General features: G+C 69.3%; 24 protein-coding genes. 9 read left to right on the forward strand and 15 right to left on the reverse strand.

Going from position 1 to position 24,480, the window contains the following annotated elements; genetic code table 11:
• Positions 1 to 1,008: 1,008 nt before the first annotated feature.
• The 3 genes from A3G1_RS0123405 to A3G1_RS36420 form a co-directional block, all read right to left on the reverse strand.
• Positions 1,009 to 2,025 carry a hypothetical protein gene (locus A3G1_RS0123405; RefSeq protein ID WP_018351930.1) on the reverse strand — a complete coding sequence of 339 codons (1,017 nt, stop codon included), beginning with the start codon at positions 2,023 to 2,025 and terminating at the stop codon, positions 1,009 to 1,011.
• 575 nt (positions 2,026 to 2,600) lie between these two features.
• A complete protein-coding gene (locus A3G1_RS0123410; RefSeq protein ID WP_157641337.1) occupies positions 2,601 to 4,043 on the reverse strand; it encodes a hypothetical protein in 1,443 nt (480 codons plus the stop codon).
• A gap of 45 nt (positions 4,044 to 4,088) precedes the next feature.
• Positions 4,089 to 4,781 carry an HAD family hydrolase gene (locus A3G1_RS36420; RefSeq protein ID WP_018351932.1) on the reverse strand — a complete coding sequence of 231 codons (693 nt, stop codon included), beginning with the start codon at positions 4,779 to 4,781 and terminating at the stop codon, positions 4,089 to 4,091.
• Positions 4,782 to 5,001: 220 nt separating this feature from the next.
• On the opposite strand from A3G1_RS36420, the gene A3G1_RS40145 reads away from it, so the two are divergent.
• Positions 5,002 to 5,649 carry a hypothetical protein gene (locus A3G1_RS40145; protein ID WP_018351933.1) on the forward strand — a complete coding sequence of 216 codons (648 nt, stop codon included), beginning with the start codon at positions 5,002 to 5,004 and terminating at the stop codon, positions 5,647 to 5,649.
• Between the two features lie 194 nt (positions 5,650 to 5,843).
• Here A3G1_RS40145 and A3G1_RS0123425 read toward each other — a convergent pair whose 3' ends face one another.
• On the reverse strand, positions 5,844 to 6,698 hold the full coding sequence (locus A3G1_RS0123425) for a GNAT family N-acetyltransferase (RefSeq protein WP_018351934.1): 855 nt from the start codon (positions 6,696 to 6,698) through the stop codon (positions 5,844 to 5,846).
• Between the two features lie 207 nt (positions 6,699 to 6,905).
• Here A3G1_RS0123425 and A3G1_RS0123430 point away from each other — a divergent pair, with 207 nt between their 5' ends.
• The gene (locus A3G1_RS0123430) at positions 6,906 to 7,826 is read left to right on the forward strand and encodes an endonuclease/exonuclease/phosphatase family protein (protein WP_018351935.1); all 921 of its coding nucleotides are present in this window, start codon (positions 6,906 to 6,908) and stop codon (positions 7,824 to 7,826) included.
• Positions 7,823 to 8,632 carry a hypothetical protein gene (locus A3G1_RS0123435; protein ID WP_157641338.1) on the forward strand — a complete coding sequence of 270 codons (810 nt, stop codon included), beginning with the start codon at positions 7,823 to 7,825 and terminating at the stop codon, positions 8,630 to 8,632. Before A3G1_RS0123430 ends, A3G1_RS0123435 begins: the two co-directional genes overlap by 4 nt.
• Here A3G1_RS0123435 and A3G1_RS0123440 read toward each other — a convergent pair.
• The 9 genes from A3G1_RS0123440 to A3G1_RS0123480 form a co-directional block, all read right to left on the reverse strand.
• Positions 8,525 to 9,172: a Type 1 glutamine amidotransferase-like domain-containing protein gene (locus A3G1_RS0123440; RefSeq protein ID WP_018351937.1), complete on the reverse strand. Its 648-nt coding sequence runs from the start codon at positions 9,170 to 9,172 to the stop codon at positions 8,525 to 8,527. The two genes, A3G1_RS0123435 and A3G1_RS0123440, sit on opposite strands and share 108 nt — an antisense overlap.
• 98 nt (positions 9,173 to 9,270) lie before the next feature.
• Positions 9,271 to 11,301 (reverse strand): DUF1963 domain-containing protein, encoded by a 2,031-nt coding sequence (locus A3G1_RS0123445; RefSeq protein WP_018351938.1) that lies wholly within the window; start codon positions 11,299 to 11,301, stop codon positions 9,271 to 9,273.
• Between the two features lie 76 nt (positions 11,302 to 11,377).
• Positions 11,378 to 11,779, reverse strand: a complete 402-nt coding sequence (locus A3G1_RS0123450) for a hypothetical protein (protein ID WP_018351939.1) — start codon at positions 11,777 to 11,779, stop codon at positions 11,378 to 11,380.
• Between the two features lie 43 nt (positions 11,780 to 11,822).
• Positions 11,823 to 12,371: an SMI1/KNR4 family protein gene (locus A3G1_RS0123455; protein ID WP_018351940.1), complete on the reverse strand. Its 549-nt coding sequence runs from the start codon at positions 12,369 to 12,371 to the stop codon at positions 11,823 to 11,825.
• Entirely contained in the window at positions 12,364 to 13,386 is a 1,023-nt protein-coding gene (locus A3G1_RS0123460) for a DUF6244 family protein (protein WP_018351941.1), read from the reverse strand. The genes A3G1_RS0123455 and A3G1_RS0123460 overlap by 8 nt, the downstream gene beginning before the upstream one ends.
• 154 nt (positions 13,387 to 13,540) lie before the next feature.
• The gene (locus A3G1_RS0123465) at positions 13,541 to 14,461 is read right to left on the reverse strand and encodes an Imm1 family immunity protein (RefSeq protein ID WP_018351942.1); all 921 of its coding nucleotides are present in this window, start codon (positions 14,459 to 14,461) and stop codon (positions 13,541 to 13,543) included.
• A 48-nt stretch (positions 14,462 to 14,509) separates the two neighbouring features.
• Positions 14,510 to 14,848: an Imm1 family immunity protein gene (locus A3G1_RS0123470; RefSeq protein ID WP_157641339.1), complete on the reverse strand. Its 339-nt coding sequence runs from the start codon at positions 14,846 to 14,848 to the stop codon at positions 14,510 to 14,512.
• 94 nt (positions 14,849 to 14,942) lie between these two features.
• Positions 14,943 to 15,389: an Imm1 family immunity protein gene (locus A3G1_RS0123475; protein ID WP_026212439.1), complete on the reverse strand. Its 447-nt coding sequence runs from the start codon at positions 15,387 to 15,389 to the stop codon at positions 14,943 to 14,945.
• Positions 15,390 to 15,675: 286 nt separating this feature from the next.
• Positions 15,676 to 16,194, reverse strand: a complete 519-nt coding sequence (locus A3G1_RS0123480) for a DUF6244 family protein (RefSeq protein WP_018351945.1) — start codon at positions 16,192 to 16,194, stop codon at positions 15,676 to 15,678.
• 343 nt (positions 16,195 to 16,537) lie between these two features.
• Between A3G1_RS0123480 and A3G1_RS0123485 the strand changes: the two genes are divergently transcribed.
• The 4 genes from A3G1_RS0123485 (at position 16,538) to A3G1_RS0123500 (ending at position 20,848) form a co-directional block, all read left to right on the forward strand.
• Positions 16,538 to 19,168 carry an FtsK/SpoIIIE domain-containing protein gene (locus tag A3G1_RS0123485; protein ID WP_026212440.1) on the forward strand — a complete coding sequence of 877 codons (2,631 nt, stop codon included), beginning with the start codon at positions 16,538 to 16,540 and terminating at the stop codon, positions 19,166 to 19,168.
• Positions 19,165 to 19,812: a hypothetical protein gene (locus A3G1_RS0123490; protein ID WP_018351947.1), complete on the forward strand. Its 648-nt coding sequence runs from the start codon at positions 19,165 to 19,167 to the stop codon at positions 19,810 to 19,812. The genes A3G1_RS0123485 and A3G1_RS0123490 overlap by 4 nt, the downstream gene beginning before the upstream one ends.
• Positions 19,813 to 19,820: 8 nt before the next feature.
• Positions 19,821 to 20,192, forward strand: a complete 372-nt coding sequence (locus A3G1_RS0123495; protein ID WP_026212441.1) for an ASCH domain-containing protein — start codon at positions 19,821 to 19,823, stop codon at positions 20,190 to 20,192.
• 62 nt (positions 20,193 to 20,254) lie between these two features.
• Positions 20,255 to 20,848, forward strand: a complete 594-nt coding sequence (locus A3G1_RS0123500) for a P-loop nucleotide/nucleoside kinase family protein (protein WP_018351949.1) — start codon at positions 20,255 to 20,257, stop codon at positions 20,846 to 20,848.
• 121 nt (positions 20,849 to 20,969) lie between these two features.
• Here the strand turns inward: A3G1_RS0123500 and A3G1_RS38935 are convergent, their stop codons facing one another.
• Positions 20,970 to 22,055 (reverse strand): hypothetical protein, encoded by a 1,086-nt coding sequence (locus A3G1_RS38935; RefSeq protein ID WP_018351950.1) that lies wholly within the window; start codon positions 22,053 to 22,055, stop codon positions 20,970 to 20,972.
• A 100-nt stretch (positions 22,056 to 22,155) separates the two neighbouring features.
• Entirely contained in the window at positions 22,156 to 23,118 is a 963-nt protein-coding gene (locus A3G1_RS0123510; protein ID WP_040479560.1) for a hypothetical protein, read from the reverse strand.
• Between the two features lie 253 nt (positions 23,119 to 23,371).
• Between A3G1_RS0123510 and A3G1_RS0123515 the strand changes: the two genes are divergently transcribed.
• Both A3G1_RS0123515 and A3G1_RS0123520 read left to right on the forward strand, forming a co-directional pair.
• Positions 23,372 to 23,602, forward strand: a complete 231-nt coding sequence (locus A3G1_RS0123515; RefSeq protein WP_018351952.1) for a hypothetical protein — start codon at positions 23,372 to 23,374, stop codon at positions 23,600 to 23,602.
• A 72-nt stretch (positions 23,603 to 23,674) separates the two neighbouring features.
• On the forward strand, positions 23,675 to 24,274 hold the full coding sequence (locus A3G1_RS0123520; RefSeq protein WP_026212442.1) for a DUF6461 domain-containing protein: 600 nt from the start codon (positions 23,675 to 23,677) through the stop codon (positions 24,272 to 24,274).
• The last annotated feature ends 206 nt before the right edge of the window (positions 24,275 to 24,480 follow it).

A 24,480-nucleotide genomic window follows, 5' to 3' on the forward strand; every position in this document is an offset into this window, starting at 1 on the left:
TTGGATGCCCTGCACCCATCGGCCGTCCTCGCCACGCTTGAGGATGAGGAAAGCATCGCCTGGCCCCACGTAAAGGGCCTCGCCGCGGATTTCGTACGCCGATTCTGGAATCCCGGCTTCTCCGAGGGCAGACGCCAGTTCGCTCAACATCATGATCAATAAATAGCACGACCGGCATTGACCGGGTCGCCGTATGCGACCCGCTCGGTGCGGCACCTGAACGGTCACCGCGCCACGCCCGATGCCTGCCTAGCGCCCTCGACCCTGTCGCCGAGCCGCGGTGCGCAGCCCGGCGTCCCGGTAACCCTGGGTGAGTAAATTCCGCTGTGGCTGACGGCCGACTCGCGGCACGACCTGGCTGCCGGCACCCTGGCCATCACGGAGCCCCAGCCGTCGTCCTCATGCCCACGATGGACAGGAAGTCACTATCCCCATGGTCAAGATCATGAACCGTGTGCTGGGGAATTGCATGAACGCCGACAGCTGGAATCGCCGAAAACCACCGGAGACGGTTCGGACGGCGACCCAGAACCCTGCTGGTTCCGCCAGCGGGCCATGGCTCGACGCCGCAGCACACCCGTCAGCACCGGCTGGGCCGGTCCTGACGCCGCCCGAAGAGCCTGCCAGCGTAGAACAGAGCGGCACGCCGCCGGAGCGTGCTGGGTCGAGCTTGCGCAGGGCGCCGGGCCTCAACCCAGCGCCTGCCGGCCTGGAGCAGCCGCCGCGCAGGCGGTCGCCAAGCAGGAGGCGCCGGGTGCCGCCGACGCTGCTGGGACGGGCTGGCGGGCCGCAGGGCGATCACCGGAATGCTCCGGAATGCTGATGATGGCCGCGAAGTCCATTGGTCTGGGTTCACGCGCTGCGCTCTGACCTGCAAGAACGTGCCTGGTTCCGGCAGCCGAGGCTGGTGCGGTCATCGTGTGGTCAATTTGTATCGCGGAGCCTGCAGCCCGTTTGATTCCATGCAGTGCCGTAGCGGCGGTTTGCGCCTGCCGATGTGCGCGCCGGCTATCGGTCGCCGAGCTGTTCGGCTCGCCGTCGTAGTGCCCCGAGCATCGCGGGAAGTGCGGGCTGCGCGAAGGCACTTTCGATGATCCGGAACTCCATGGGCGGTGGTGGCTTGTGCGGGTCGAAGCCGACGACGGTTCCGTTGGGGCGGCGCTTTACGGGGTTCAGTACTTCAAGTAGCCCGGCGTCCTCGAGGAGTATGTGGGAACGGTAGGCGTCGGCTCCGAGTCCGTAGTATCGCACGCGGTCTCGGCCCCGGATCGAGATGAGCTTGCGGTCGGGCCACCTCGTCGGGCTGTCACGGTGTGCTTGAAGCATGCACAGGAAAGCGATCTCTGACGGTTCGAGGACGTGGATCCAGCCCGAGGTGAAGAAGGCCACGTCGAGCGCGAAAAGCCCGAACCATCCAGGTGCCGGGACTCGGTAAGGGACGGGATCACCGACGGGCCGCGGGGCCTCGTGAAGAAGCTGAAACTGCTGGTATCTGTCGCGCTGGATTCCCGGTTCCGGGAGTGCGATGAGCTCCAGGCTGGCGAGTGTTCCCAGAGCTTCGCGGATCTGCCGTAAGCGGCGGTCGGTCCGGCTCACCGCACGCACCGCTGCCGGTGCATGCTCGGCTGTCGGCGTCAGGATGAGATCCGTCCAAGCGGCATCGTCGACATGAGCTCTTGATCTGGGGGCCAGGGGCCGCTGGTTGACTCCCTGCCGTGTTCCGGCACGCCCATGGGCGCACTGGGCTTCGAACAGCGCTGTGAGGATGAACTGCTGCGCCACGCCCTTGGACCGGATGAGCTGTGCTGCGGGTGGACGCAGGTGGCGGGGCGGCAGGTTGCGATCGGAGTACTGGTCTGCGGGGAGGGGCGTCTTGAGCCTGGAGAATGTCCGGGCCACGTAGATCGAGGAGGGCTTGGTTCCTTCGTCACAGACCCGCAGGAGTGCGTCGCGGGTCCGGGCATCCTGCTCGTGCAGGCCGGACAGCATCTGGATCCGGCCGCGTACGCGGTCTTCACGCCTCATGTGCGCCCTTTCGGTCGCGACGGATCAACCTGTCAATCCCTGGTCATGGCCACCCCGCAACGGCCTTTGCTGTTTATTGGCAGGTTAATCCGCCGCTTTCGCAGCGCCAGCCCAAGTGGACTCCGGCTGGGCATCGGCCGCACAGTGAATGGACATCCGGCAATTGTGCAAGACCAGCCTTCCGGGCTGAGTCGCATGGATGACACATACCTGATGCCCTAATAGGACGCTTTGTGGAGGCTCGCTGTGCCCCGGAGTCACAAGGCTCGATCTCGACGAACCGCGCGGAGACGGGCTCCCAAACAGGCATCTGGCCGCACGGTCCTGGCGGGCACGTGCGCTGTGGCCGGCCTCATCGCAGCGTCGGCTGCGGTCATGCTTGCCATATCCGGTCAATCGCTGGAGGTGGTCGCCACCGTCGGAGGCGTTGCCGTTGCGGCATTCACGAGCGCCCAGAAGGTCTGGGCTACCGAGCCATGAACCTCGGTCTGATCAAGGCGAGAACACCGTATCGGCGGGGTACTTATCGTCTGGTGGGCCTTGTTGGCGCAGATCCTGCAGTGCCCTACTCGGAGCTAGATGCCGGTGACGAGCTTGCTGTAGGCGAGGGCTTTGCCCATAGGGTCGGTGACCACACCGGGTTCTTCGAACAGCCAGGCCAGCAGGGCGCCCGCGGCGTGCAGCATGGCGGCCGGGTCGCCGGTGATCGCTTCCCCGTACCACATGCTGCTTTCTGGCCGGGCCGGGTCGAGCACGACTGCATCGGCGTCGGCGGGCATCCGGTCGGCGCGTTGCTGGAGGCGGTCGTAGTCGAGGAGGCGCAGGGCTTCGGCCGGCGGGTTCATGGGCAGCAGGTAGGCGCGGGCGCCGGTGAACCACAGCTTCTGGTCGATGTGGTGGCCGGATTCGGCGAGCCAGCCTGCGGCTTCGGCGAGCAGGTACGCCAGGATCGGGTGCTGCCAGGCCGGCTGGATGGTTTTCAGCGCGAGTTGGGCGAACTCGGCGTGGCGGGACACCTGGTAGGGGTAGAGCTCCTCGTGCAGCAGCTCGGACAGTTCCAGGATCTTGGCGTGGGTGACCTCCTGCCCGGGGCGGGGCCCTGGCAGGGTGACGCTGGGGGGAAGAGCGCGCAGGTCCATGGCCAGGTGCAGGTAGACGATCAGCCATTGCGCCGCGGCCCGCAGGATCGCCGGGTCGCTGATGGCGGCCGGGCCGTCTGCCGGGCGGCCGGACGCCGACTGCACCAGCAGGGCGACCTCGTCGAGAAGGGCATCGCCTGCAGGCAGGCCGGGGTGGTCGCGCAGGTGGCGTTTGGCGGCGTCCAGCAGGTCGCGTTCCAGCAGCGTCGGCGGATCCTGCGGGCCACCGGCCACGTCCTGGGGCGCTCCGGCGGTAGCGAGCAGGTCGCGGGCGTCCTGGTCGGAGATGTCAGTGATGTCCTCGAGGTCACGGGAGGCCAGTGCCGTGTACTCGGCCATGGTCACCGGGTCGAGCAGCCGCCTGCGGACGGCCTCGGCGGGAACGGGCGCCCGGGCCGCGACGACGGCGGTGAACAAGGCGGTCACCAGGACCTGCACCGGGTCGGGGACGCTGTTGGCAAGCACCGGGTCGAAAGGGCCGCTGGTGGTGGGCATGCCGCCGAGCAGGCGGGTCAGGCCCGCGCGCTGGGCGCGCGGGGCGAGTTTGGCCAGCTTGCGGGAGGCGTGCACGACCTGTCCCCAGGTGACGCGCTGCTCGCTGGCGGCTTCCACGGCCGAGAGCATCAGGTTGTAGCGGTGGCGCAAGACCTGCTTGGCGATCAGCCACGCCGGCACTCCGAGTCCGCCGGGCACCTGGATGGCGGCGTGCTCGGCTTCCAGCCGCGCGAAGAGCGCGGCGATGGTGGCGGCGTCGCGGTCGAAGAACGCCAGCGCCAGCCGGTAGGACAGCGCCTCGGCCCGCGCGTACCGGCGCGGCAGCATCTTCCGCAGCCCGGCGAGTCCTTCGTCGCGCCTGGCGCGCGCTTCATCCTGATCCATGCCGGCCACCCTAGCCACCGCACCCGGAAAGTGGTGGCACGTCCGTCATGACCCCTGCCTTAGCGGTGCGGCATCGAGCTTAGCGAGGGCGTCGGTGAGGGTGAGGGCCGCCGCGTCGGCGATCAGGTCGGCCGCGCTCAAGTCGGTATGCGCCGACACGGTCGGCGTCGGGTACGCGATCGCGAGCATCCCAGCCCGATGCGCGGCCTCCACCCCGTGGGAGGAGTCCTCGACCGCCACCGCCTCGCCCGGCTCCAGGTCAAGAAGCTTCAGCGCCTGCAGATACAAGTCCGGGGCAGGCTTGCGCGCGAACCCCTTCTCGAGCACGACCACCGCGTCCAGGAACACGTCGAGCCCGAGCCGCGCCAGGTGCTTGCCCGCGCGGCCCGTGTCGTCATTCGTCGCAACCCCGAGCCGCAGGCCGAGCCTGTGGGCCTCGGTGATCCACTCGCGGATGCCGGGCCGGGCGGGCAGGTCCGCGCACAGCTCGGTGTACCGGGCGAGCCGGGACGCGAGGATCGCCTCCTGATCCACCGGCGAGCCAACCAGCGCTTCGAGGCGGTGGATCATCCGGATCTGCCTCTCCCATGACCACGAGTGCCAGAACTCCGCGTAGACCTGCGGCGTAACGGGCACTCCCGCCCGGGCGAACTCCTCACGCCAGGCGATCTGATCAACGCCCTCGGAATCGATGATCAGCCCATCAAGATCAAAAATGATGCCCCGGACGGCACACATCCCCGCACTCCCCGCTCGAATCCTGCCGATCACCACGACCGACGCCAAGTAAGCCAAACAGTGAGCATCCGAGCAATGCACAGTCGGGTTGCCGACCGAGCCCCGCAAACGGCCCAGATTCTGTACCGGCGGGTACTGGAGGCCCCTGAAGTTCAGCCGCCGCGTACCGTGGTCGCGCTCATGCGCTGGCGGGCTCCGGGATGTGGGCCACAATAGGCCGATGGTGATCAACGATTCCGATACCGAGGCCCCGCGGGTGCTGGTGCCGGCATCGCCGACGATCGTGGCACGGGAGGATTCGGTGACGGCCGCCGTCCGCCACCTCGCCGATCTGCAGGTGCGCCACCCGGACTGGGCGCTGCGGTTGCACGGCGCCGCCGGCCGGTGGGAGATCGCGCGCGTCGGCACCCTCCGCGCGCCGGGACGGCCCGGCAAGCCACCGCGCCGGAAGGCCACCGCCGAGGGTCCGGCACGCCCGCCCGCGCCGGCGGCCGAACCTGGGACCGAGCTGCGTCCGGTCGGGATCCTCGCCGCCGGCGAGGTACGAGGCCGGGCCGTGCTGCCCGGGCTGACCGTCGCTGCCGGCCCTGAGCCGGGCGGTGAGTTCGTGTGGCTGCACCAGGGCGAGACCTACACGCTCGTCCGCCGCGGCAGCTGGTGGTGGCTGCACGCCGCAGGTCGCGGCCGGCGCCGCCCGTGCCGGCTGGCCACCACCACGGGCGTGCCCGCGACCACCATGCCCGTCACTGGCGGGGCCGTCCGGCTGGCGCCAGACGCCGAGTACCACATCACCCGCGCCCAGGCCCGACACCAGGCACCGGCCTGGTGGCTGTGGCAACGCGTCGTCCCGCCTCACAGCGCGCCATAGCCCGGTCACCGCCCGATCGAAGGATGCACGCCGTCGCTCCACCGGCGCCCGCCGAACCCGGCCAGGAGGCTCCGGAAGCCTTGCCTTCCTGCATCCAGAGATGGTCGCTGCGACCCGGCTGACGGTCTCGGCCGTCGATGCGTGGCTGGCTGGCGCCGCCCGCGGATACCTCACCACTACCGCTCCGGCGGAGCCTAAGCCTGCCTTACAAAGGCATAGAGGCGGTCTACCTCGGTGAAGCCCGCCCGGTCATACATGGCGTTCGCCGCGGCGCGCGAGCGTTGCGGGCCGTCGGCGGGCGCGTCATCGTCGACGTACAAGATCGCCTCGTGTGCGCCCTGCTCGGCCAGTAGTTCCAGCGCGGAGCCCAGCAGCTTCAGTCCGAGCCCCTCACCGCGTGCTTGCGGCTGGACGCTGATCCACCACAGCACACCGACACCGGCGACCGGGTCGCCGATCGTGGCCTCGGCGACGGTCTCGCCGCCGCGGTCGATCCTGAGCACGAGCCCGTCCTGGTCGACGGCGGCCTCAGACCGGTAGCCGGTCACCGGCAGGTCGGCGGGGAGGTCGCGGCGCATGTACCGCCACAGATCCGAGCCGGTGAACCCCCGCTCAAGGAGGGCCGCGTGCGTGGCGGGGCGATGGCGCACCGGCAGCGCCTCCAGGCCCAGGCTCAGCGCCGTGGCGAAGGAGAATGCCTCCACCGTCGCGCAACCTTCCAGCTCCGCCAGCGCGTGATCGAGCAGCAGCCCCACCCGCGCCGGATCCTCCCGGGCATGCAGCCACAGCACGACGCCCGCGTTGTCGCGCTCCCGGCGTGCGAACGCGACCACCCCGACCGGCCGCCCGTCTGCGCCGTGCAGCACCCGGGTCCGCAGGTCCGAAAGCTCCGCCCACCACGCCCCGTCGATCGGACTCGACCCGGACACGGCCAGGCGGAGCATCTCGGCCGTGCACTCCGGCTGGCCGGGAAGACGGTCGGTGTTGATGAGTTCCAGGACCCTGCCGGCATCCGCCTCGGTGAACTCCGGCAAGACCGTCACCGACATGCCTGACATCCTCCTCGCCCTGGCAGCCAGGCGCAGACCCCGCGGATGGAGATTCCGGCCCCCGGCTCCGCATCCGCCGATCCTAATCCGCTTCGTCACGATCATGGTGCCGCGGCCCAAGTCCTTGAACCAGGACAGAGCGGTGCTTGTGCCGCACCTGCCGCACTGCCAGACTGGGCCGTGCAGTCCTGACTCACCGGGGGCACGGTGCCTGAGACCTTCACCTTCGCGACGTACAACCTGTACAACTACCTCCGCCAGCACCCGCGCGAGCACCCCGACGAGACGGCCCGCTACGACGCCGTGGCCGCCGTGATTCGTGACCTCGACGCCGACATCGTCGCCGTGCAGGAGGTCTGCCACCCCGCCGGACTGGAGATCCTCGCCAAGGCCACCGGCATGACCGGCGTCTACCAGCCAGCGTGGGCCGACGAGGACGACGCCGAGGCCGACCGGTGGGCGTTCACACCGGGCCAGCACGGCTTCGGGCTCGGCCTGCTGTGGCGCACATGCGACTGGATCGTCCCCGACCCGCGCTCCTTCCGCGTGTACGGCCCCGGCGAGATGTGGCACGGCCTGGCCGCCCTCACCCTCACCATCCGCGGCGAGCGGATCTCCGTCGCCTCCTACCACGCGCCGCCGTTCGGCCAGAACCGCCGCGAAGACGAAGCCGAACGCCTCGTCGCGATCCTGACCCGCGCCCTCGGCGGCGCCGCCCTCCTCGGCGGCGACATGAACACCACCCCCGCCACCCGCGCTCCCGGCGGCGCCGGCTGGTACGACCCCGACCCCTACCAGGGTGTCGAGTGGTACAGCGACATGATCTACCAGTGCGACTGGACACCCACCCCCGACGGGCAGCGCGCCGGGACCGCCAACCGCAGGGCCGCTGACATCCTGCTCGGCGGAGGACTCCACGACACCGCAGCACTCGCCGAAGCACCATGGGCTCCGACGACCGGGCATCACCCAGACGACGACTACGCCCAGCGCGGGCTATGGCGACGCATCGACCTTATCCACGCCACCGACGCCCTTACTGGCCGAGTGACCGGCCACCGCGTCCGCGACAACCAGGCCGCCCGCGAGGCCAGCGACCATTTGCCGGTCACGGTGACGATCACGTGAAGTCGCTATCCCGCCTGACTGCGGGCTCGGCCGCAGCCCCGCTGGCACGGCCGGGCGGCTGGCCGCCGTCCTGGGAGTGCCACTGCACCCCGCGGCGGCGCGGCATTCATTTGGTGTGGTTTGCCTGTGTCGAGGAGTCAGAAGAACTCGAGGGACGGCTCCGGAAGAGGTTCCCGGACGGATCGCCTTCGGCGATCTGCCGGTTCCCGTGCGTCGATGGCCGTGAGCTGAAGATGGCGATCGGGCTGCGTGTGCGGATGCTGATCGTGTCGGGGCACGGCTTCTGGGATGCCCTGGGCGTGCACGGGAAAAACCACCTGGCTACGCGGATGCTGTGGCCGGATCTACCGAAGCGGCACGTCAAGGCGCCGGTAGTGGTGTTGGACATGTGCCACGGCGCTTGGGCATTCGAGCACCTCCGCCACGCGTTGCCGAAGGAATCGACCGTGGTGGCGTTCAGCGCGACGATCTACATGCGGCAGTGCGAGCACGTCATCGTGCAGCTGATCGAGCAGGTCACCGGCGATATCCCCGAGGGGAGTCTGGCCGCCTGCATGCACGCCGCCGCTGTGGCCATCGGTGCCGGCGAGCGCAGCCCCGGCGACTGGACGATCGTCCACACCATGAGCAACGCCGACGGTTCGATCACGCCGCCTCGCCGCCTCCTGGCTGAACGCCGCGACTACTACGTGGCGCGCTCAGAGACCGGGGACCTGGATCCAGCGTCCTCCGCCGACCACGTCGATGCGTCCTCCGCACACACGCACGGCGGTGTCGTCGTCGATCGCGTAGGTCTCCAGCCCTAGGCTGCGGGCGGGACCCGGGTCATACGCATCGAGGTCAGCGTGTGGGTGGATACCGAAGTCGAGAACGTCGAGCGGAGAGATCGCCTCTGACCCGTGGTGCTGAAATAGCGGGTCGCCGGTGCCGAACAGGCCGGTGAGGCGTTCGGTGAAGTGGGTGGACAGGATCATGGAGCCGGCGCTCGCCCCGACGTACACCACCCGGTCGAGGAGATCGCGCAGCGACCGGGCAAGCCGCCGGGAATGGATCACCTGGGCGAGGTGGTAGGCATTGCCGCCGGTCACGTACAGCACGTCGATGTCGGCCAGCTGCTCGAGCAGCATCGGCATGGGAAGGGCCGCCAGGTCGACGACGGTGAACCGCGCCCACCCCAGCTTGTGGACCCGCCGCAACTCGGCCACGACCCAGTCGTGATCACCAGGGGCCGCCAGCGCCGCCGTGATCACGAACGTGACACGCGCCTGGGCATACGGCTTGCCCAGCAGCTCCGCCAGCGTTGCCCGGAGTGCGGGATTGCGCAGTCCCGCCGAGGTCAGCAGCATCCGCGCCGTCGGGCTGGGCTCGGGTGGGTGCCCGGCTCCGGTCACGACGGGCCTGCGGTGAGCATGCTGTGCCTCCCTGAAGTCTGCGGGTCAGTTGCTCAGCTGGTGCTCAGTACGACGCGTGCCGCGTCGAATCGCCCACCGGCTAGGTCCGTGTGGCGGATGAGGAAGTTGAGAGTGCCGGCGTCCCACCAGCACATCCCGGCATCCGAGTGCGAGTCGCACACCAGCAGCGTGGTCCAGGAGCCGATCTCGGCGTCGATCTGGTCGCGGTGCTGGTGCCACCATTCCCAGTCGGCGAGCCTGCGTGCCCAGGTGGTGCTGCCCGGCGCCTTGCGTCGGAGTTCCCCGGGTGGGGTCAGGCGCTCGTCGGTGCGGCCGTGGGCGGCGAAGACCAGGTCGCTGATCATGTCGTGGCCACTGTCGTCGGGGTAGCCGCCGAGGAAGCTGACCTCACGGCCCGCGCCGGTGCCGTCGAGCCGGTTCACGACGGTGAGATAGGCATCCGTCTCGTCCTGGCCGAGAGCGAGCGCGTCGAAGGCGTCGCTGCCGTACGGCGGCAGCCGCAACGCGGAGCCGAAGGTCACCGCCCGCTCGGGCAGGACTTCGCCTTCCTCGTCGAGGAACACCGTCCCTTCCGGCGGGGCCGGTGCGCGGTGGAGCGGGCCGGTGTAGTGGCAGACCAGGCCGCCGGGGTCGCTGGCGGTGGCATTGTCGCCAGCGAAGAAGCTGAGCACCCCGTGGTCAGGCAGCGGAAGGCCCGGTACAGGCGGGACGGCAGCCAGGTCGAGCTGCAGCAGAAACGTGCGCAGCTGCCCGTCCACAGCAGGCCACGCCACGCCAGGCGGAAGGTCCGGGCAGCCACCGAACCGCGACGCCCCCGCGGACAGCGGCCCGCCTGGATCGGCCGTGCGGATCGTCACAGCGGGCCGGGCGCTTGCCGCGATGGCGGCGAAACGGTGGCCGAGGCCGCACCGGTCGAGCTCGGCCATCAGCACAGCGTTCTGCTCCTCGCTGAGCAGCTCCATCTCCGGTCCGGGTGCGGCGGGGCGCAGCGCGTGGGCTAGGGCTGCAGCCTGTTCGGCTTCCTCAACGGCCCACATCGCCGCCAGATCGTCGAGCTGTCTGCTGCGCAATCCTGCCGCGAGGAGGATTTCGGCGAGGTGCTCGCGCAGGTCCACGGCGTCGGGACTGCCTGCCGGGCGGCGGGTGTGGTGACCGGCAGGGAGCGTCACGGTCAGGGGGGCGGGCTGCCCGAGGTATGCCTGGAGCCCGGCGTCGAGGCCGAATGTGACGACCGCGGCCTGGCCGTCGACCTCGACGTGCTCGATCGTCGCGCCGGGCGGGAACACGAGAGTTCGCCTCGGCTGGCCGTCGATGATGACGAGCAGCGTCCACAGCCCGTCCCCGGCGGCATCCGGCCTCGCCAGCACGACATGGGAGCCGGGGCTGCGGCGGGCGGCGCGGCGCGCGACATACAGGCTCAGCCCGTTGTCGCTGATCCCGCGAAGTACTGACGCCTGAGCCCAGGCGCGCAGGTAGGTGAGTTTGGTCAGGTAGGCGTGCTGGCCGTGGGTGAGCTCGGGCCAGTCGTCGCCCGGGTCGAGATCCCGGCGCGGCCGGCGTTCGGCTGCCCGGATGACCGCGTCGTCAGCCAGTGCCAGGAACAGGCTGGTGAAGTCGGCGTACCAGGCGGTGGCCATGCTCAGGCGCACCGCCTGCCCGGCACGCGGGTGACCATCACGGATCAGGGCGTAGAGCGTGCCATGCTCGGCATGCACGCCGATGACGATCACGTCGCGCGCTGTCAGCCCTTCAGCAGCGAGAGTGCCGTGCTCGGCGTGAAACGCCACCATGGCTGGTGCGGTGAGCCCGTCGCCTTCGCCACGCAGCTCGGCGAGGCCGAACAGGGTGGTCTCGAAGTGCATTCGTGGCCAGCCGTCGGCGTGGAGCAGGAACTGCCGGTAGTCGGCCGGCAGCCGCACCCCCCACTTGTCCTCGAACACCGCGATGTCGTCGGCGGTGGCGCGGGCACGGGGCAAGGTGTAGTGCTCAGAGGGGCCGCCGCCGCGTTCGTTGATCTCGTTCTTGGCGATGATCATCATGCCGAGCAAGACACGCCAGTCCACGCCGCGAGCGTCGTCGGTGTCGATCGTGACCTCCAGATCAAGGGATCCGGCCGATCGGCCGGACGGGGGCGGCCGGTCAGGCGGCAGGCGCGTCGGTGATGCCGCAGTAGTCGAGCGTGAACGTCCGCAGGAGCCGCAGGGCCGGAGCGGACACCGTGATCTGGCCCTGGCCGGTGACGGCGAAGTCGTCCTGGCCGATCTGCCCGGCGATCACCAGCCAGCGAAACCGCGGCACCTCGGCCTTGGAGAAGGGCTCCTGCGCCTGCGGGGACATTGCCACCTGGGCGGACGCGAAGTGGCAGCCGGTCAGGCCGGACTCCTCGATGGCCCGCGCCAGGCGCGGACTGGCCAGGTAGCACGGGAAGCTTTCGATCAGATCATCGCCGAGCCAGTCAATGATCTCGTAGTGCAGCGCCGAGACCACGGGCGGGTGGACGGTGCTGTCCATGACCGTGCCCGGCCCGAGTTCCCCGGGCACTTCCGGTTCCAGAAGGTGATAGCCCACATCTCGCCTCGCCGCTTCAGGAACCGGCCGTCCCGGCGCGCAGTTTGTCGGCCTGCTGCAGGGAGTAGTCGCGCATGGTGGCGATGAACTCCGCCAGGCCGGTGTAGCGTTCGACTTCCTCGCCGTCGAGCCAGATCACCGTGCCAGCATCCGGCCGGCCGTGGCGGATCATGACGAACATGGCGCGCATGCCCACCCCGGCGCAGACCGGGAACACGTCGGCGCGGGTGACGTCCAGGTCCTCGAAGACGTCCTCGGACTCGTACACGTCGAGGATGTCTGCGGCGACCGCAGCCTCGGGTGTCTGGCCGTTCAGGTCGGCCAGGCCAAACAGCTTGGCGCGGAAGTAGAACGACCGCCACCCGTCGGCGTGTGCCAGGAACTGGCGGTACTCCTCCGGCAGCGGCCCCCCGGCGGCATCCTCGAAGGCGGCGATGTCTTCGGGTGCGGCTGGGGTGTTCGGGGCGACCAGGGGTTCGAGGTGGTCGGGGTCGAGTTTGTCGGCCTCGTTCTTGGCGAGGATCAGCTGGCCGATGAGGGCCTTCCAGTCCACCTGGTCACTCATCGTCGTCGTCCTCGTCTCGTGGGATCTCAATTTCGAAGCTTTCCGGTCGATAGCCGACAGGGTATCTGGCTGACTGCGATCCAAGCGAGCTGTTCATCCGGTGCGTGTGCCTGCCCCAGCCCTGCGGCGGATCCGCCACCCCAGTCCACGTCGTGTCGGGCAGGTGCGCGGCCACCAGCTCGCCGTAAGGCTCCCCGGCGGCCTGGGCGCGTCGGCGTTCGAGCTCAGCGGCACGCTCTTTGTCTTTGTTGAGCTGGCCCCGGACACTGACCCGGCCGGTGACCGGGGTCTGCCCGGCCTCCAGGGCGCGCTGGGCGCCCTCGACGTACTCGACCAGGTGCAGCCGCTCGTCATCTGTCGGGTTCTCGACGAGCCGCAGGATCACCGGGCCTTCGGTGATGCCGAGTCGCCGCATCAGCGTGCCGTGGCCGACCGGCCGTTTCACCGGCTTGGCTGCTCCCGTTGTCCCGCCCCCGCCGCCCCCGCCGCCCCCGAGCCCTCCGATGGCAGTGACCTCGGGGATCTGCGCGGCGGCGTGGTTGCGGGCGGTCCCGGCGGCGCGCTTGCCCCGGGCGGCGGCCTGGTTGACCTGGTCGAGCAGCCGCAGCAGAGGACCTGGCTCGGCTCCGGCGAGCGCGGTGCGCACCGTGCTCTCGGCGGTGTCCAGCGGCGGGAAGCAGGCCGTGATCGCCGTCGTGGAGGTGTCGATCGCCGCGATCGACGCCAGCAGCCGCTCCCGGACCTCCTGCGGTGTTGTCCCTGACCCGATGCCCCGCACCGGTGGCTCCGCGTCGCGCACGGCCGCATGAGCCGCGCCCAGGCTGGCGGCGACCGTCTCGATCGAGGTGACCACGTCCGACATGCTGTGCGCGACCCCGTCGAGACCCTGGGCGTGCGCCTGCTGGCGGACCCGGTCGGCGTGGCCGATCGTCGTGGCCGTCGTCGCCTGCGCGTCGCTGATCTCCACACCAGCATTGGCCAGCGCGGACAGAATCGGAGCGGTGACAGTCGCCATGCACGCCTCTCGCAGGAGTCCGGTATTCCGGACCCGCACACTAGAAGACAGACTCGCTTTTGGACAGACCCGTGACTATCCGTCAAACAATCCGCGCAGAATCGCGCAGCACCGATAACGGTCAGTGAGGGTGGCTGGCGCTGGGGCTGCTCAGCTACTTCGCGGTCCAGGCCACCCTATCGTCGCGGGCACCCGACGTTGCGTAGACAGTCACGATGCGGCGCGCGGACTGCAGTGAGACCCTGGCTTTGCTGCCAGGCACCGAAAGCGTGCGCCCGTCGGCGTCGATGCTGACGATGAGGTCCGGGCCAGGCGGCAGCTCGACGGCGTAGGTTTCATCACGTTCCCAGCAGACCGCGGCACGACCGGCGTCGACATCGACATCGACCCTGAGTTCTGGCGAACCGGGCGGGCCGAACCAGATGCGCTGCCCGCTGGTCCCGGTCGCCGTGATGTAGCCGGCCTGCTCAACAAACAAGTCCCCGGCAGCTTCGCCATCAGGCAGAACCTCTTCCTGTCCGTGGAAGTGGGTCATGACGCGCGTCACTTGGCTATGAATTTCATCCGAGCGGTCCAGCATGTCCTGTTGCGGCGGTGACCACCGGAGATTGGCTGGGCGTTTTCCGGCGGACAGGTACTCCACGACGGCAGCAGGGAACCTGCCTGTGGCCGCTGCCCACGTGAGTGCAGGCTTGCTGCCGGTGGTGATGTAGGCGATCGCCGCCTGTCGGGCGGTTCCCACAGATACCACCGCTAGCTCGGCTGGAATGGTGACCAGCGGTCCTTCGGTCTCCAACACTTCGAGAGGCCCAGCAGGTGAAAGTTCCACGGCGTGGGATCCGTCCGGGATCCAGGTAACCGCTGCCCGTCCGGCCTGCGCGTCGATATCGATCCGGAGTTCGGCCCCGGACCGGGGATCTGCCGAATCCACATCCAGGTTCGGGCAGAGCCAGATCGTCATGCCGGTACCGCCGTGGGGCTTGAGTGACTCGGAACGGATATCGAAGTGCTGGGCGGCATCGTCTGGCCCATGCAGGGCCTCAACGCTGCAGTAGTCGATGTAAATGAAGGGCACTACCGCTCACCGGCTTTCGGCCGCAGGTCTTGTATGCGTGTCTTGGCTTCAGGAGGCGGAGGGTGACCAGCGCACATTCGCCGGGCGGAGGCCGTCGGTGGTGTAGGAGACGGCTATGGCTCTGGCGGTCGGAACGGACACGACCGCGAGTTCTGCGGGGATGGTGACGTCGGCGGCGCAGGAGGACTCCACGACGGTCAGCGCGATGGTGGGCTCAAGTTCCTTGGCATGCGTGCCGTCAGGCAGCCACCTGACGTCGGCTCTCCCAGCATCCGGATCGATGTCGATGCGCAGCCGCAGCGATGCCTCGTCGAGGTCCGCGCGAGGGTCGGGGGGCTGATCGGAGATGGCCCACCACATGGTCTGGGCTGATCTGCCGCCCCGCAAGATCCGTTGGTTCTGCTGGTCAACAGCTCGGCAGCGTCGTCGGGCCCGGTGAGCTCGTAGGCGACACCGTTGTAGTCGTACATGACTGTGAGCGTCACTGAGACCATCGCAGCAGTGTTGGCCTTCGGCCGGTCATCACGTACTCAGCTATAGCCGAGTGCGCCGAATCTACGGACACCACCGCTAGTTCGGCTGGCACTTCGGAGAGCTGGCCGTCTTCTGACGTTTCCAGGACGGTGATGGGACCAGCCTGTGGCAGTTCGAGGGCGTGAGTATCGTCGGGCAGCCACCGCAGCGCCGCCCGGCCAGCGTCGTAGTCGATGTCCAGCCTGAGTTCTGCATCCTCGACGCCGACAGGCGCGAACCAGTACGCGAAGGCCCTGCTGCCATGTGGGGCGATGCGGTCGGCGCGTCGGCTGAAGAACGTCTCAACGGATGCGGCGTCGGACAGCTCTTGCTCGTCGATGTCCCACCAGACGGAGTAAGTCAGATTTTGGCGTCGCATGCGAGCCGCGACATGGCCTTCCACATGGCTGATCACAGCCTCAGGCCAGCCACCGGCTGACCAGGGCCTGAGCCCCGCTGTTGAGTCATGGTTTTCACCGCTGACAATCTGCTCCCCCTGGAACATCCCGGTCGTTCGATCTGGGCGCTTGCCGCGCACGTAAGGCCGCCGTACAGGAAGGCTCGCGCCTGCATCCCGGATCTCTGCTGGAATCTCCGCAGGTGTGTACCAGCGGTGGCCAATCGGCCGGGCTGAATCTGACTGATCGAGGGGCGCCCGGCCGATGCAGCGGCAGAAACGGCTGCGCTGGAGCTGCCCCCGCTCAGTTTCCCAGGCTGCTGGCCTGCGGGATCTGTGCCGCGGCCTTGGTCTTGGCTTCAGTGGCCTGCTGTTTGCCTCGGGCGGCTGCCTGGTTGGCCATGTCGACAAATCGCAGGAGGGGGCCGGGGTCGCCGCCGGCGAGGGCGGTTTTGATGACGCGTTCGGCTTCGTCGAACGCCGGGTAGGTAGCCATGATCGCTGCAGCAGCCTGTTCGATGCTGGCGATGGAGGTGTTGAGACGGGTCTTGACCTCCTCGGGGGTCATCCCGTCCTTGATCTCTCCGACAGGGCCGCGGGCGTCGGTGACGGCGTTGATCGCGTTGCCGAGGGTGACCTGTGCGTCGTCGAAGGCGTCGATGACCTGGCCCATGTGCTGGGCGACGCCGAGGAGACCTTGGCCGAGGGCCTGGGTGCGGACCCGGTCGGCGTGGTCACGGCCGCCCGCGGTGTTGGTTCTGGCCTCGTCGAGTTCGGTGACCGCCGCGGCGAGAGTGGTGAGGATGTCCGTGAGCGCGGTCATGCGTGAACCGGCCTTTCGGGCAGCAGGGGTGAAGACGGCGCACAGCCTTGCACACGGTTCGTCTCCGCGAAAGACCCATGACGCTCAGTTACCCCCACTGCGGGAGGTCCAGGCCGGCATGCGCGGGTGCGCCAGGCCGTGGACCGCAAGCTGTATGCCCAGGTCAGGCTCCATTGAGGAGTCCGGTGTTCGTGGTCGTGGCGCGGCTGGCCTGGTGGCGGGGCTGCCAGGGGCGGATCGCATCGAAGTTCACGCTTGGTGATCATGGCTGACAATTCGGCGGATCTTCTTGTACTCTCCGGCCGGTTGCGCGGTTTGGGATGCGGGGAGCAGGGGGTTGACGGTGAGTCGTGTCCGGCGGCATTTCGACGCGGCTGTGACCGCCTTCCAGCAGGCCCGCACTTCGCTGTCCGCAGCGCAGGAGTCACTACGGCGCGGTGCGTCGGAGCGGGGCGCTGCCGCCGCTGGTACTGAGGCGGCTGTCGGGGGTTTGGTGGCGGAGGTCGCCGCGACGGGCCGGCTGCTGACGCAGCCTGGCTGGCGGGGCCTGGACGTGCGGCGGCTGGGCATGGATCTGCCGCCGCTCGGGGAGCAGCCGCCCGGGGACGGGCCGATGCTGCTGCACGCCGGTATCGGCTGGTTGTCTCCGGATTCCTGGTTTCCCCTGGTATTGCCGCTGCTGGGTGAAGGTGGCGGGCACTGGCTGGTGGACGCGGGACTGCGGACGCGGGCGGCGTCATCGCTGCTGCGGGCCGTGCTGGTCCGGCTCCTGGGAGCGATGCCGCAGGGCCTTCTCGACGTCCGTCTCGTGGACGGGGCGACGGCGGGGTCGGTGTTCACGCCGTTCCATCCGCTGATCAGCGCCGGCGGCATGGCCCCCGTGGCTATCGACGCGCAGTCGGTGGCGGCGGTCATGGACGAGGCTGAGGAGCATGTGCGGCGCACGCAGGCGCTGGCCGCTCAGGGTCGGCTGGATGGGGCGCCGTGGATGGTGGTGTGCGGGCAGCTGCCGGAATCACGGGCGGACCTGGCCCGGGTGCAGGCCCTGGCTCATGCCGGCCCGGGTGGCCGGCTGCATTTCGTGCTCGCCGGATGGCCCCCGCCCGGACCTGGGGAGCGGCCGGTGCTGGATCACGGGTTCACCTTCGCCGTCGATGGCCAGTACGCCCGGCTCGCCGACCCGCCCGGGAAGGCGATGTTCAGCGCTGACGGGTCGGGGATGCCGGTGCCGGTCAGCCTGGATGATGATCCGAACCTGCAGGCGGTGGCAGAGCTGTGCCGCAGGCTCGCGGCGAACGCGAGGTCGGCGGCGGCGCTCACGTTCGCCGACCTTGTGCCTGGCGAACTGCAGTCGGCTTCGTCGGCGCGGGGCTTGTCGACGGCGGTGGGCTTCGAGGGCCGCGACGAGGTGGCACTCGCGTTTGATGACGTGACCCCGCACTGGCTGGTCGCTGGCCGTTCCGGCAGCGGCAAAACAGTGTTTCTCCTCGACGTCCTGTATGGACTCGCGGCCCGGTATCACCCGCGTGAGCTGGCGTTGTATCTGCTGGATTTCAAGGAAGGCGTCAGTTTCGCCGAGTTTTCGCCATCGGACCGGGACCCCACCTACATTCCGCACGCACGCGCGATCGGCATCGAGTCCGATCGTGAGTACGGCATCGCGGTGCTGCGTTCGCTGAATACGGAGATGACGGCTCGTTCCGGGGCGATGAAGAGGCACGGTGTCACGACGCTCGCGGCGCTGCGGGCCGCAGACTCGCAGGGGCATTGGCCGCGCATCGTCGCCGTGATCGATGAGTTTCATGTTCTGCTCAGTGGCCCGGGTAAGCAGGCCGCCGTCGCCGTGGGGCTGCTGGAGGACCTGGCCCGTAAGGGCCGCTCCTACGGCATCCACCTGCTCCTGGCCTCGCAGACGATCAGCGGTGTTGACGCCCTGGTCACCAAGAAGGAATCGATCTTCGCCCAGTTTCCGCTGCGTATCGCCCTGGCCGGTGCGGCTGGCATTCTCGATCCGGCGAACACGGGGGTTGAGGGCCTGCAGGTCGGGCAGATGATCGTCAACGACGCCGCCGGAGCACCGGGCCGCAACAGGGTGGTGCGCTTCCCCGACGCGCACGCCGCACCGGATGCGATCGCCGCGCTGCGCACCAGGCTGTGGACGATGCGCCCGGAGGGGCTGGCGCCGCCGCACGTGTTTCAAGGCTTCGCCGAGCAGCACGTCGACCCTGTGCTCGCCCTGCTGGCCAGCGAACAGCCTGCTGTCGTGCGGCTGGCGGTCGGCCGTGCCGTGGACCTGGCCTCCAGCGTCGCGACGGTCACGCTGGACGCCTCCCCAGGCCGGCACCTCGCGGTTTTGGGGGCTTCCGCGGTAGGAGCGGACGTCCTGCACGCCGCGACCCTGACGCTCGCCGCGCAGCATCTTGCGGGCACGGTCCGGTTCCTGATCGCCCCGCTGGCCGCCGCGGCCCAGGACACAGCCGCCGATCTCACCATGCGCCTGGCCGCCAGTGGGCATGCCTGCGCTCAGGTCACAGCAGACGGGCTGCCGGGCGTGCTGGCCGGCCTCGCCGACGGCGGCAAGGACACCTACCTCGTGCTGCTCGGCGCCGACGCCGCCAGCGCCACCCTCACGGCCCGCGACCCCGCCACCCGCCGCAGCGGCGCCGACGACCTCCGTGCCGTTCTCGCATCCGGGCCGGGCCGGGGTGTGCATGTGCTGGGCTGGTGGCGCAGTACCCGCCGCCTCGCCGACGACCTCGGCGGCTCGGCAGGCCGCGACCTGATCTCCTGCCTCCTCGCCCTCAACGTCACAGGCCCCGACCTCGCCACCCTGACCGGCGACCCGATGCTCGAGTGGCAGCCCCGCCCCAACCGCGCCCTGCTCCTCGACGCCCACAACCACACCCGCCAGCTGATCGTCCCGTTCGTCTGGCCCGGCCGCCACGACGACCTCACCGCGGGAGAATCCCTGTGACCTCCTTCGCCACCTACCGCACCCTCGTCCGCCAGCTCTGCCAGCACCTCACCGACCGGGCCGGCACAGCCGCCACCACCACCGCGCATACAGCGACAGCTAACGCCGCCGTCACCGACCTGAACACCCGCCTCACCGAGCAGGCCACCGCGATCACCGGCGCGGCCCGCAGGCTGCGCTACCCGCCGCCCCTGCTCGACACCCCGCCGCCCGCCGGGCAGCCCGCCGACGCCACGAGCGCGCTGGCGGATGCCGAGCGGCATGCTGAGGAGTCCCGCCGCGAGCTGGCCAGCGCCTTGCACGCCGCAGCCCGTCCGGCGTTCCTGCCGTCCGCGCCCGCCCGGGCCCGCAACGCCGCCGTCTACACCGCCACGGCCGCCCTGGCCTTGATCGGCCAGTGGACGGTGCATCTCGGTGTTGAGGACTGGTTCGCCTCCGCGACCTGGGCGCTGCTGGGCATCCCGGCTCTCGCATACTTCACCGCGATCGGCATCGTCCTCATCGTGTCCCGGCCCCGCCTGCCCTCCGTGTCGGCACCGGGCCTGGCGGAGGCCAACCGGCGGATGGGGGCCGCGATCTGCTGGGCGATGTTTCCTGCCAGCTGGCTGCTCGTCACCGTCCTCACCGACGTACTGACCACATAGGAGCAGCGTTGCCCGGCCGTGACGGCGGTTCCGCGCCGCAGCCCCGCCGGAGGGTGTTGCGGCTTCGCCGCGAGTTCTTCGACCACCTCGCGGCAGGACGCAAAACCGTCGAGGTCCGGGTCTGCGATCCGGAACGGGAAGGCATCGCACCCGGCGAGCAGATCCTGTTCACCTGTGAGAGCCAGGAGGTGCTGGCCGAGGTCGTGCGCGTAGCCCGCTACCGTGATTTTCACAGCCTCCTCGCCGCCGAGCCGATCGGCAGGATCAACCCCGGCCTCACCCGCGAGCAGCAGCTGGCGGTCCTGCGCGAGATCTACCCGCCCGCCAAGGAAGCCCTCGGCGCGCTCGCCATCCGCATCACCGTCCTCCGTCAGACCTGATCCGGCCGCCCGCCAGCCTCGCAGGCATGGGACTCGTGCTGGGGTGGTGTTAGTTTGTGCCGATGCACGCAGAAGCGTTCGTCGTAGCAGGCGCACCCGGCGCGGGCAAGAGCACCGTCGCCCAGCTCCTGCTCGAACTGCTGCGGCCCGTCCCGGCTCTCCTCGACAAAGACACCCTCTACGGCCCGTTCGTCGCCGCGACACTGCGGGCGGCAGGCCGTGACCCGGGCGAGCGCGAAGGACCCTGGTACGACGAGCACGTCAAACCCTTCGAATACGGTGCGCTGGCCGCCACGGCGGCAGAGATCCGCCGGCACGGCTGCCCGGTACTGCTGTCGGCCCCGTTCACCGGCCAGATCCACAACGCCGACCAGTGGGCAGGCTTTTACGAAGCGCTCGGCGGCGGGACGGTCGAACTGATCTGGGTGCGCTCTGACGAGGCGACCCTCCGTGAGCGGATCACCGCCCGAGGGCATGCCCGCGACACGGGCAAGCTGCAGCGGTGGGAGTCGTTCCTGGCCGGGGTGCGGATCGGATCGGTGCCGCCGGTGCCGCACCACGTCATCGACACCAGGATCGGCGCCCCTGCACTCTCCACGCAGATCCAGGACCTGGCCACGGTCCTGGCGGTCCAGCCACTGCCAGAAGCCCTGTGACAGCAGGTGTCTTCTCCCTCCTGAAGCGCTGGCGCCGGGATCTGCTACGGCAAGCCGGCTCGCGGCCGAGTCGGCGGCATCGTGTACCGCCGGCTCGAGCCGCGGGTCGGCGGGCTGTTAGTCACAGCCAGCTGGGCTGCAGGATGTAGGTGATCAGGGCGGCCAGGATCAGGGGGATCGCGGCGGTGAGCATGCCGCGGCCGAACCAGCGCAGTTTCTCTCGGAAATCGAAGGCCGCGACCAGGTCGTCGACACTGTGCATCCAGTCAGGTTTGGCCTCGATCTCCGCGCGGATTCCGACGAGACCGGCGATGGACCTGCTCACCTCGCTGGTCAGGTCCGTTTGGCCCGCACGCATGACTGCCTGGTCGATATTCTCGGCGGCCTGATTGAGCTGGTAGGTCCAGGTTTCCCTGTTGCGGTTGAAATCAGTGAGGGCCTGGATGAGGCTCGCGTGGTTATCGGGGTTGCCGAGCGTGTCGGCGGCTTCCAGCAGCAGGATGCTGTGCTCTTCCCAGTGTTTGAGTTTGTCCGCGGCTTCAAGAAGCGGCGCGGTGTGGTCCTGGAGATGGCTCAGGTCCTGGGCCGCTGTGTAGAGCAGACCGGCGTGGTCTTCGAGGTGACGCAGGCCGTCGGCGGCACCTGACAGCATTGCGACGGTGTCGTCGTCGAGGACGGGAACGTCAAGGAGACGGTCAGTGGTCTCCCGCAGCAGCGCGGCGGCTTCGGCGTTGATCACGGCGAGCTGGTCGATGGCGCCGCGTACCTCGGCCGCGCTGCGGGTCAGTGCCTCGTCGATGCACGCCTTGAGCATGGGCTCGGTCAGCTGCGACAGCCCGGCCATCCGCTCCCCGAGGTCCCCTTCGCGGTCATGCTTCCACTGCAGCAGGATGCGCGCGGGGTACTGGTGGGCGCGGGTGCCGTCGACGTCCTCGTGGTGGACTTTGCACAACAGCAGAAGGTTAGCGAACGAACGGCGTTCGTCGTTGGACATGGCCGGGTCGTAGCGGGGGCCGCCGGGCTTGGCGGCGTAGATGTGGGCGATGTAGACGGAGGTGGTGGCCTTGCCGGGCTGGCGGGTGACAGCCGGGACCCGGCAGCCGGGGGCGTAGCAGAAGCCGTGGCTGAGGATGAACAGCAGCCGTTCGTCGGCGGTGGCGTAGGCGCGCGGGTCGATCGGGTCAGCGGGTTTGGGCGCGGCGGTCATGGATTCCTCACGTGTGGTGCCGGTCAGGGATGGGCCTGCCGCCGCGACATGCCAGGCGGAGTGCGCGGTCGCGGCAGGCTGTGGTGGACTGCGCCTGGCGTCAGGCGGCGGCGTGTGATGCCTGCCAGTGGGCTGGCAGGTCCTCCCGGAGCACCCGGGCGAAACTCGCGCGAGCAACGGCCAGGTCGACCGGGCGGCCGGCGAGCCCCGCGAGGAACGTGTCCAGCGGCCAGACAGCGAGGTGACCGAACCGGGTGGCGTAGACGCCTACGGAGTGCAGCCGGTAGCGGTCGGTGTAGTCCATGAGGGTGTAGCCGAGGAGCTGGTCGAGGTCGTCGCGGCCGAGGCTGGCCGCTCGGGTGCCGTCCTTGCGCGGCTTGCCGCCCTGGCTGGCCTTGATGTCGAGGAGCAGGCCACCGGCGATCAGATCCGCATCCGCCCTCAAGTCGAAGCTGCCATCGAACGTCGGACCCGAAAAGATCTCGCCGCCCGGCAGCCCGGGCAGCAGACGCTCCCGGGCCAGCTCGCGCATGCCGATCAGATCCGCGACCTCGTCCGCGGTGGCCAGGGCCAGCAGTTCCCGTACCGGGGAGTCCGGGGTGAGGCGGTTGAGCCGGGAGCCCTCCACGGAGTACGCGCGCAGCGGTTCCACCAGAAGCGCCAGCGCGTAACATACCCTCGCCCACCACTCCTCGGAGCGATCTGCGAACCGGGCGGGATCCATCGCGACGGGCTCCGCCTGGCCGTCTGTCATCCTGACCGCACCCAGCCCAGCCAGCAGCCTCAGTCCGGTCTGGACACTCGGGAGGCCGTGCCGCTGCGCGGCGGCGACACCACTGAGCGCAAGACCCAAACTGGGCGAAGGGTCTGCGAGAAGCCGAATCCACCAGTCGATAGCCGTGCCCTGCGTGGACGCGGCCACTCCCGGCGCGGGCAACTGCCGGGCATGGCCCGCCGCCTCGCGGAACTCCCGCTGGAAGAGCACGTGATGCGGGAAATGCTCCCGAAGCCACAACGCAACCGGGCTGCGCGGATCACGGATCTCCGTCGTCAAATTAGACATAGGCGCACGGTAGAGCCAGGGTCCGACAAAAACACAGATGATCATCACTATGATGATCATTGATGGCAAACCTGCTGGTCAGGAACAGTGCCCGACACCCCTTGGCCCAAGTAGCGGATCCAGTGGTCCAGTCACCCAGCCGGCATGGACGTCGTGGCATCCGGACCGGCGTAGCGGGCGGCCAAGCCGATGGGCGCGGACGGCCGAGGGCAACTGGCAGGTTGACTCATCTCGATTCAGGAGGAACGTTACGGTGAACGCCCCGCAGCTCCAGCAGATCACCGCCCAACCCGACGGAACCTACGGCGTGGTGATCACCGACACCGCCGGCGAACAGCAGACCCTGCGCTGCACCGTCTCCTCCGGCCGTGACGTTCCCGTGGTAGCGGCCGACCCCGACCTGTTCATGGCCGGTCGGCTCGGCAACCCCCGGCTTGTGATCGCCGCCGTCGTTGCCTTCCACCAGGCGCGGCAAGCCGGCTGAACTACCCAGCCGCTGTCCTGCCGGTCAGCGGCGATGATGGTGTTGTCGTACCCGGACGGCAGGATCTCCCGCATGGACATCCCACCCGAATCGTTCGGCAGCGACGTCCGTCGCTGCGCGATGATCATCGACGAGTTCGATCTGGAGGTCGCCGCCTGCGTCACTGTCGTCTGCCACCCAGACATCATCGCCGTCGCCCTGGCCTACAACGCCAACCCGGCCGACGCGCCGTGCATCGACGACCCGGCCCGAACCGAGGATTACATGGCCGACGGCGTGCCGTTCGGCACCGTGCTCGCCGGCCGTATCGGGCAGGCCACGGTGCTCGTGGAGCCCAACGGCTTCGGCGGCACTGTACCCGGCGCACTACAGGCGATGTCACGGCTCGGCCGCACCGCGAGCGTGTTCTGGAACGTCAACGCCGTGTCCAAGCTGAGCCTCGCCGAAGACGGAGTGCTGCTCAGTGGCTTCGAGCTGCTGGGCCCCGAGATGCGCTGGGGCGAGCAACCGCAGGCGTGGGGCCGCTACCTGGACGGGCTCACCCTCGGCATCGACGGCAGCCCGTACCTGTGCCCCACCGGGCTGGTCGCCGTCGAACGCGCGAGCAGCACCCGGCTGTCCGCGGCGTGGTTTCGCCGCCCCGACAACCTGGTCATGCCCGTGACCTACTGACCCATGCGGACCCAGTGCCTGGGCCGGAACGACGATGCCGGTGGGCTCGCGGGAGCCGCTGGCTGCGGTGGAGCGGCACAAGGGCCGGGGGCGGGACAGTCGTGCGTCGTCCCGAACCCGTACAGATGGGAACGCAGTATCGCCAACACCGTCGCCGTCACGCAGTATGGCTGGGAGACCCAGTTCCTGATCACACCCTAGGGGAA

The sequence above is a fragment of the Longispora albida DSM 44784 genome, assembly GCF_000379825.1.
Lineage (GTDB): Bacteria > Actinomycetota > Actinomycetes > Mycobacteriales > Micromonosporaceae > Longispora > Longispora albida.

Bases quoted from the DNA above. Each gene is read 5' to 3' on its own strand.
- A3G1_RS0123440 (WP_018351937.1), bottom strand. From the start codon at position 9,172: ATGCTGCTGACCTCGGCGGGACTGCGCAATCCCGCACTCCGGGCAACG.
- A3G1_RS0123460 (WP_018351941.1), bottom strand. From the start codon at position 13,386: ATGGCGACTGTCACCGCTCCGATTCTGTCCGCGCTGGCCAATGCTGGT.
- A3G1_RS38935 (WP_018351950.1), bottom strand. From the start codon at position 22,055: ATGACCGCCGCGCCCAAACCCGCTGACCCGATCGACCCGCGCGCCTAC.
- A3G1_RS36420 (WP_018351932.1), bottom strand. From the start codon at position 4,781: ATGTGTGCCGTCCGGGGCATCATTTTTGATCTTGATGGGCTGATCATC.
- A3G1_RS0123510 (WP_040479560.1), bottom strand. From the start codon at position 23,118: ATGTCTAATTTGACGACGGAGATCCGTGATCCGCGCAGCCCGGTTGCG.
- A3G1_RS0123500 (WP_018351949.1), top strand. From the start codon at position 20,255: ATGCACGCAGAAGCGTTCGTCGTAGCAGGCGCACCCGGCGCGGGCAAG.
- A3G1_RS0123520 (WP_026212442.1), top strand. From the start codon at position 23,675: ATGGACATCCCACCCGAATCGTTCGGCAGCGACGTCCGTCGCTGCGCG.
- A3G1_RS0123425 (WP_018351934.1), bottom strand. From the start codon at position 6,698: ATGTCGGTGACGGTCTTGCCGGAGTTCACCGAGGCGGATGCCGGCAGG.
- A3G1_RS0123405 (WP_018351930.1), bottom strand. From the start codon at position 2,025: ATGAGGCGTGAAGACCGCGTACGCGGCCGGATCCAGATGCTGTCCGGC.
- A3G1_RS0123410 (WP_157641337.1), bottom strand. From the start codon at position 4,043: ATGGATCAGGATGAAGCGCGCGCCAGGCGCGACGAAGGACTCGCCGGG.
- A3G1_RS0123455 (WP_018351940.1), bottom strand. From the start codon at position 12,371: ATGAGTGACCAGGTGGACTGGAAGGCCCTCATCGGCCAGCTGATCCTC.
- A3G1_RS0123480 (WP_018351945.1), bottom strand. From the start codon at position 16,194: ATGACCGCGCTCACGGACATCCTCACCACTCTCGCCGCGGCGGTCACC.
- A3G1_RS40145 (WP_018351933.1), top strand. From the start codon at position 5,002: ATGGTGATCAACGATTCCGATACCGAGGCCCCGCGGGTGCTGGTGCCG.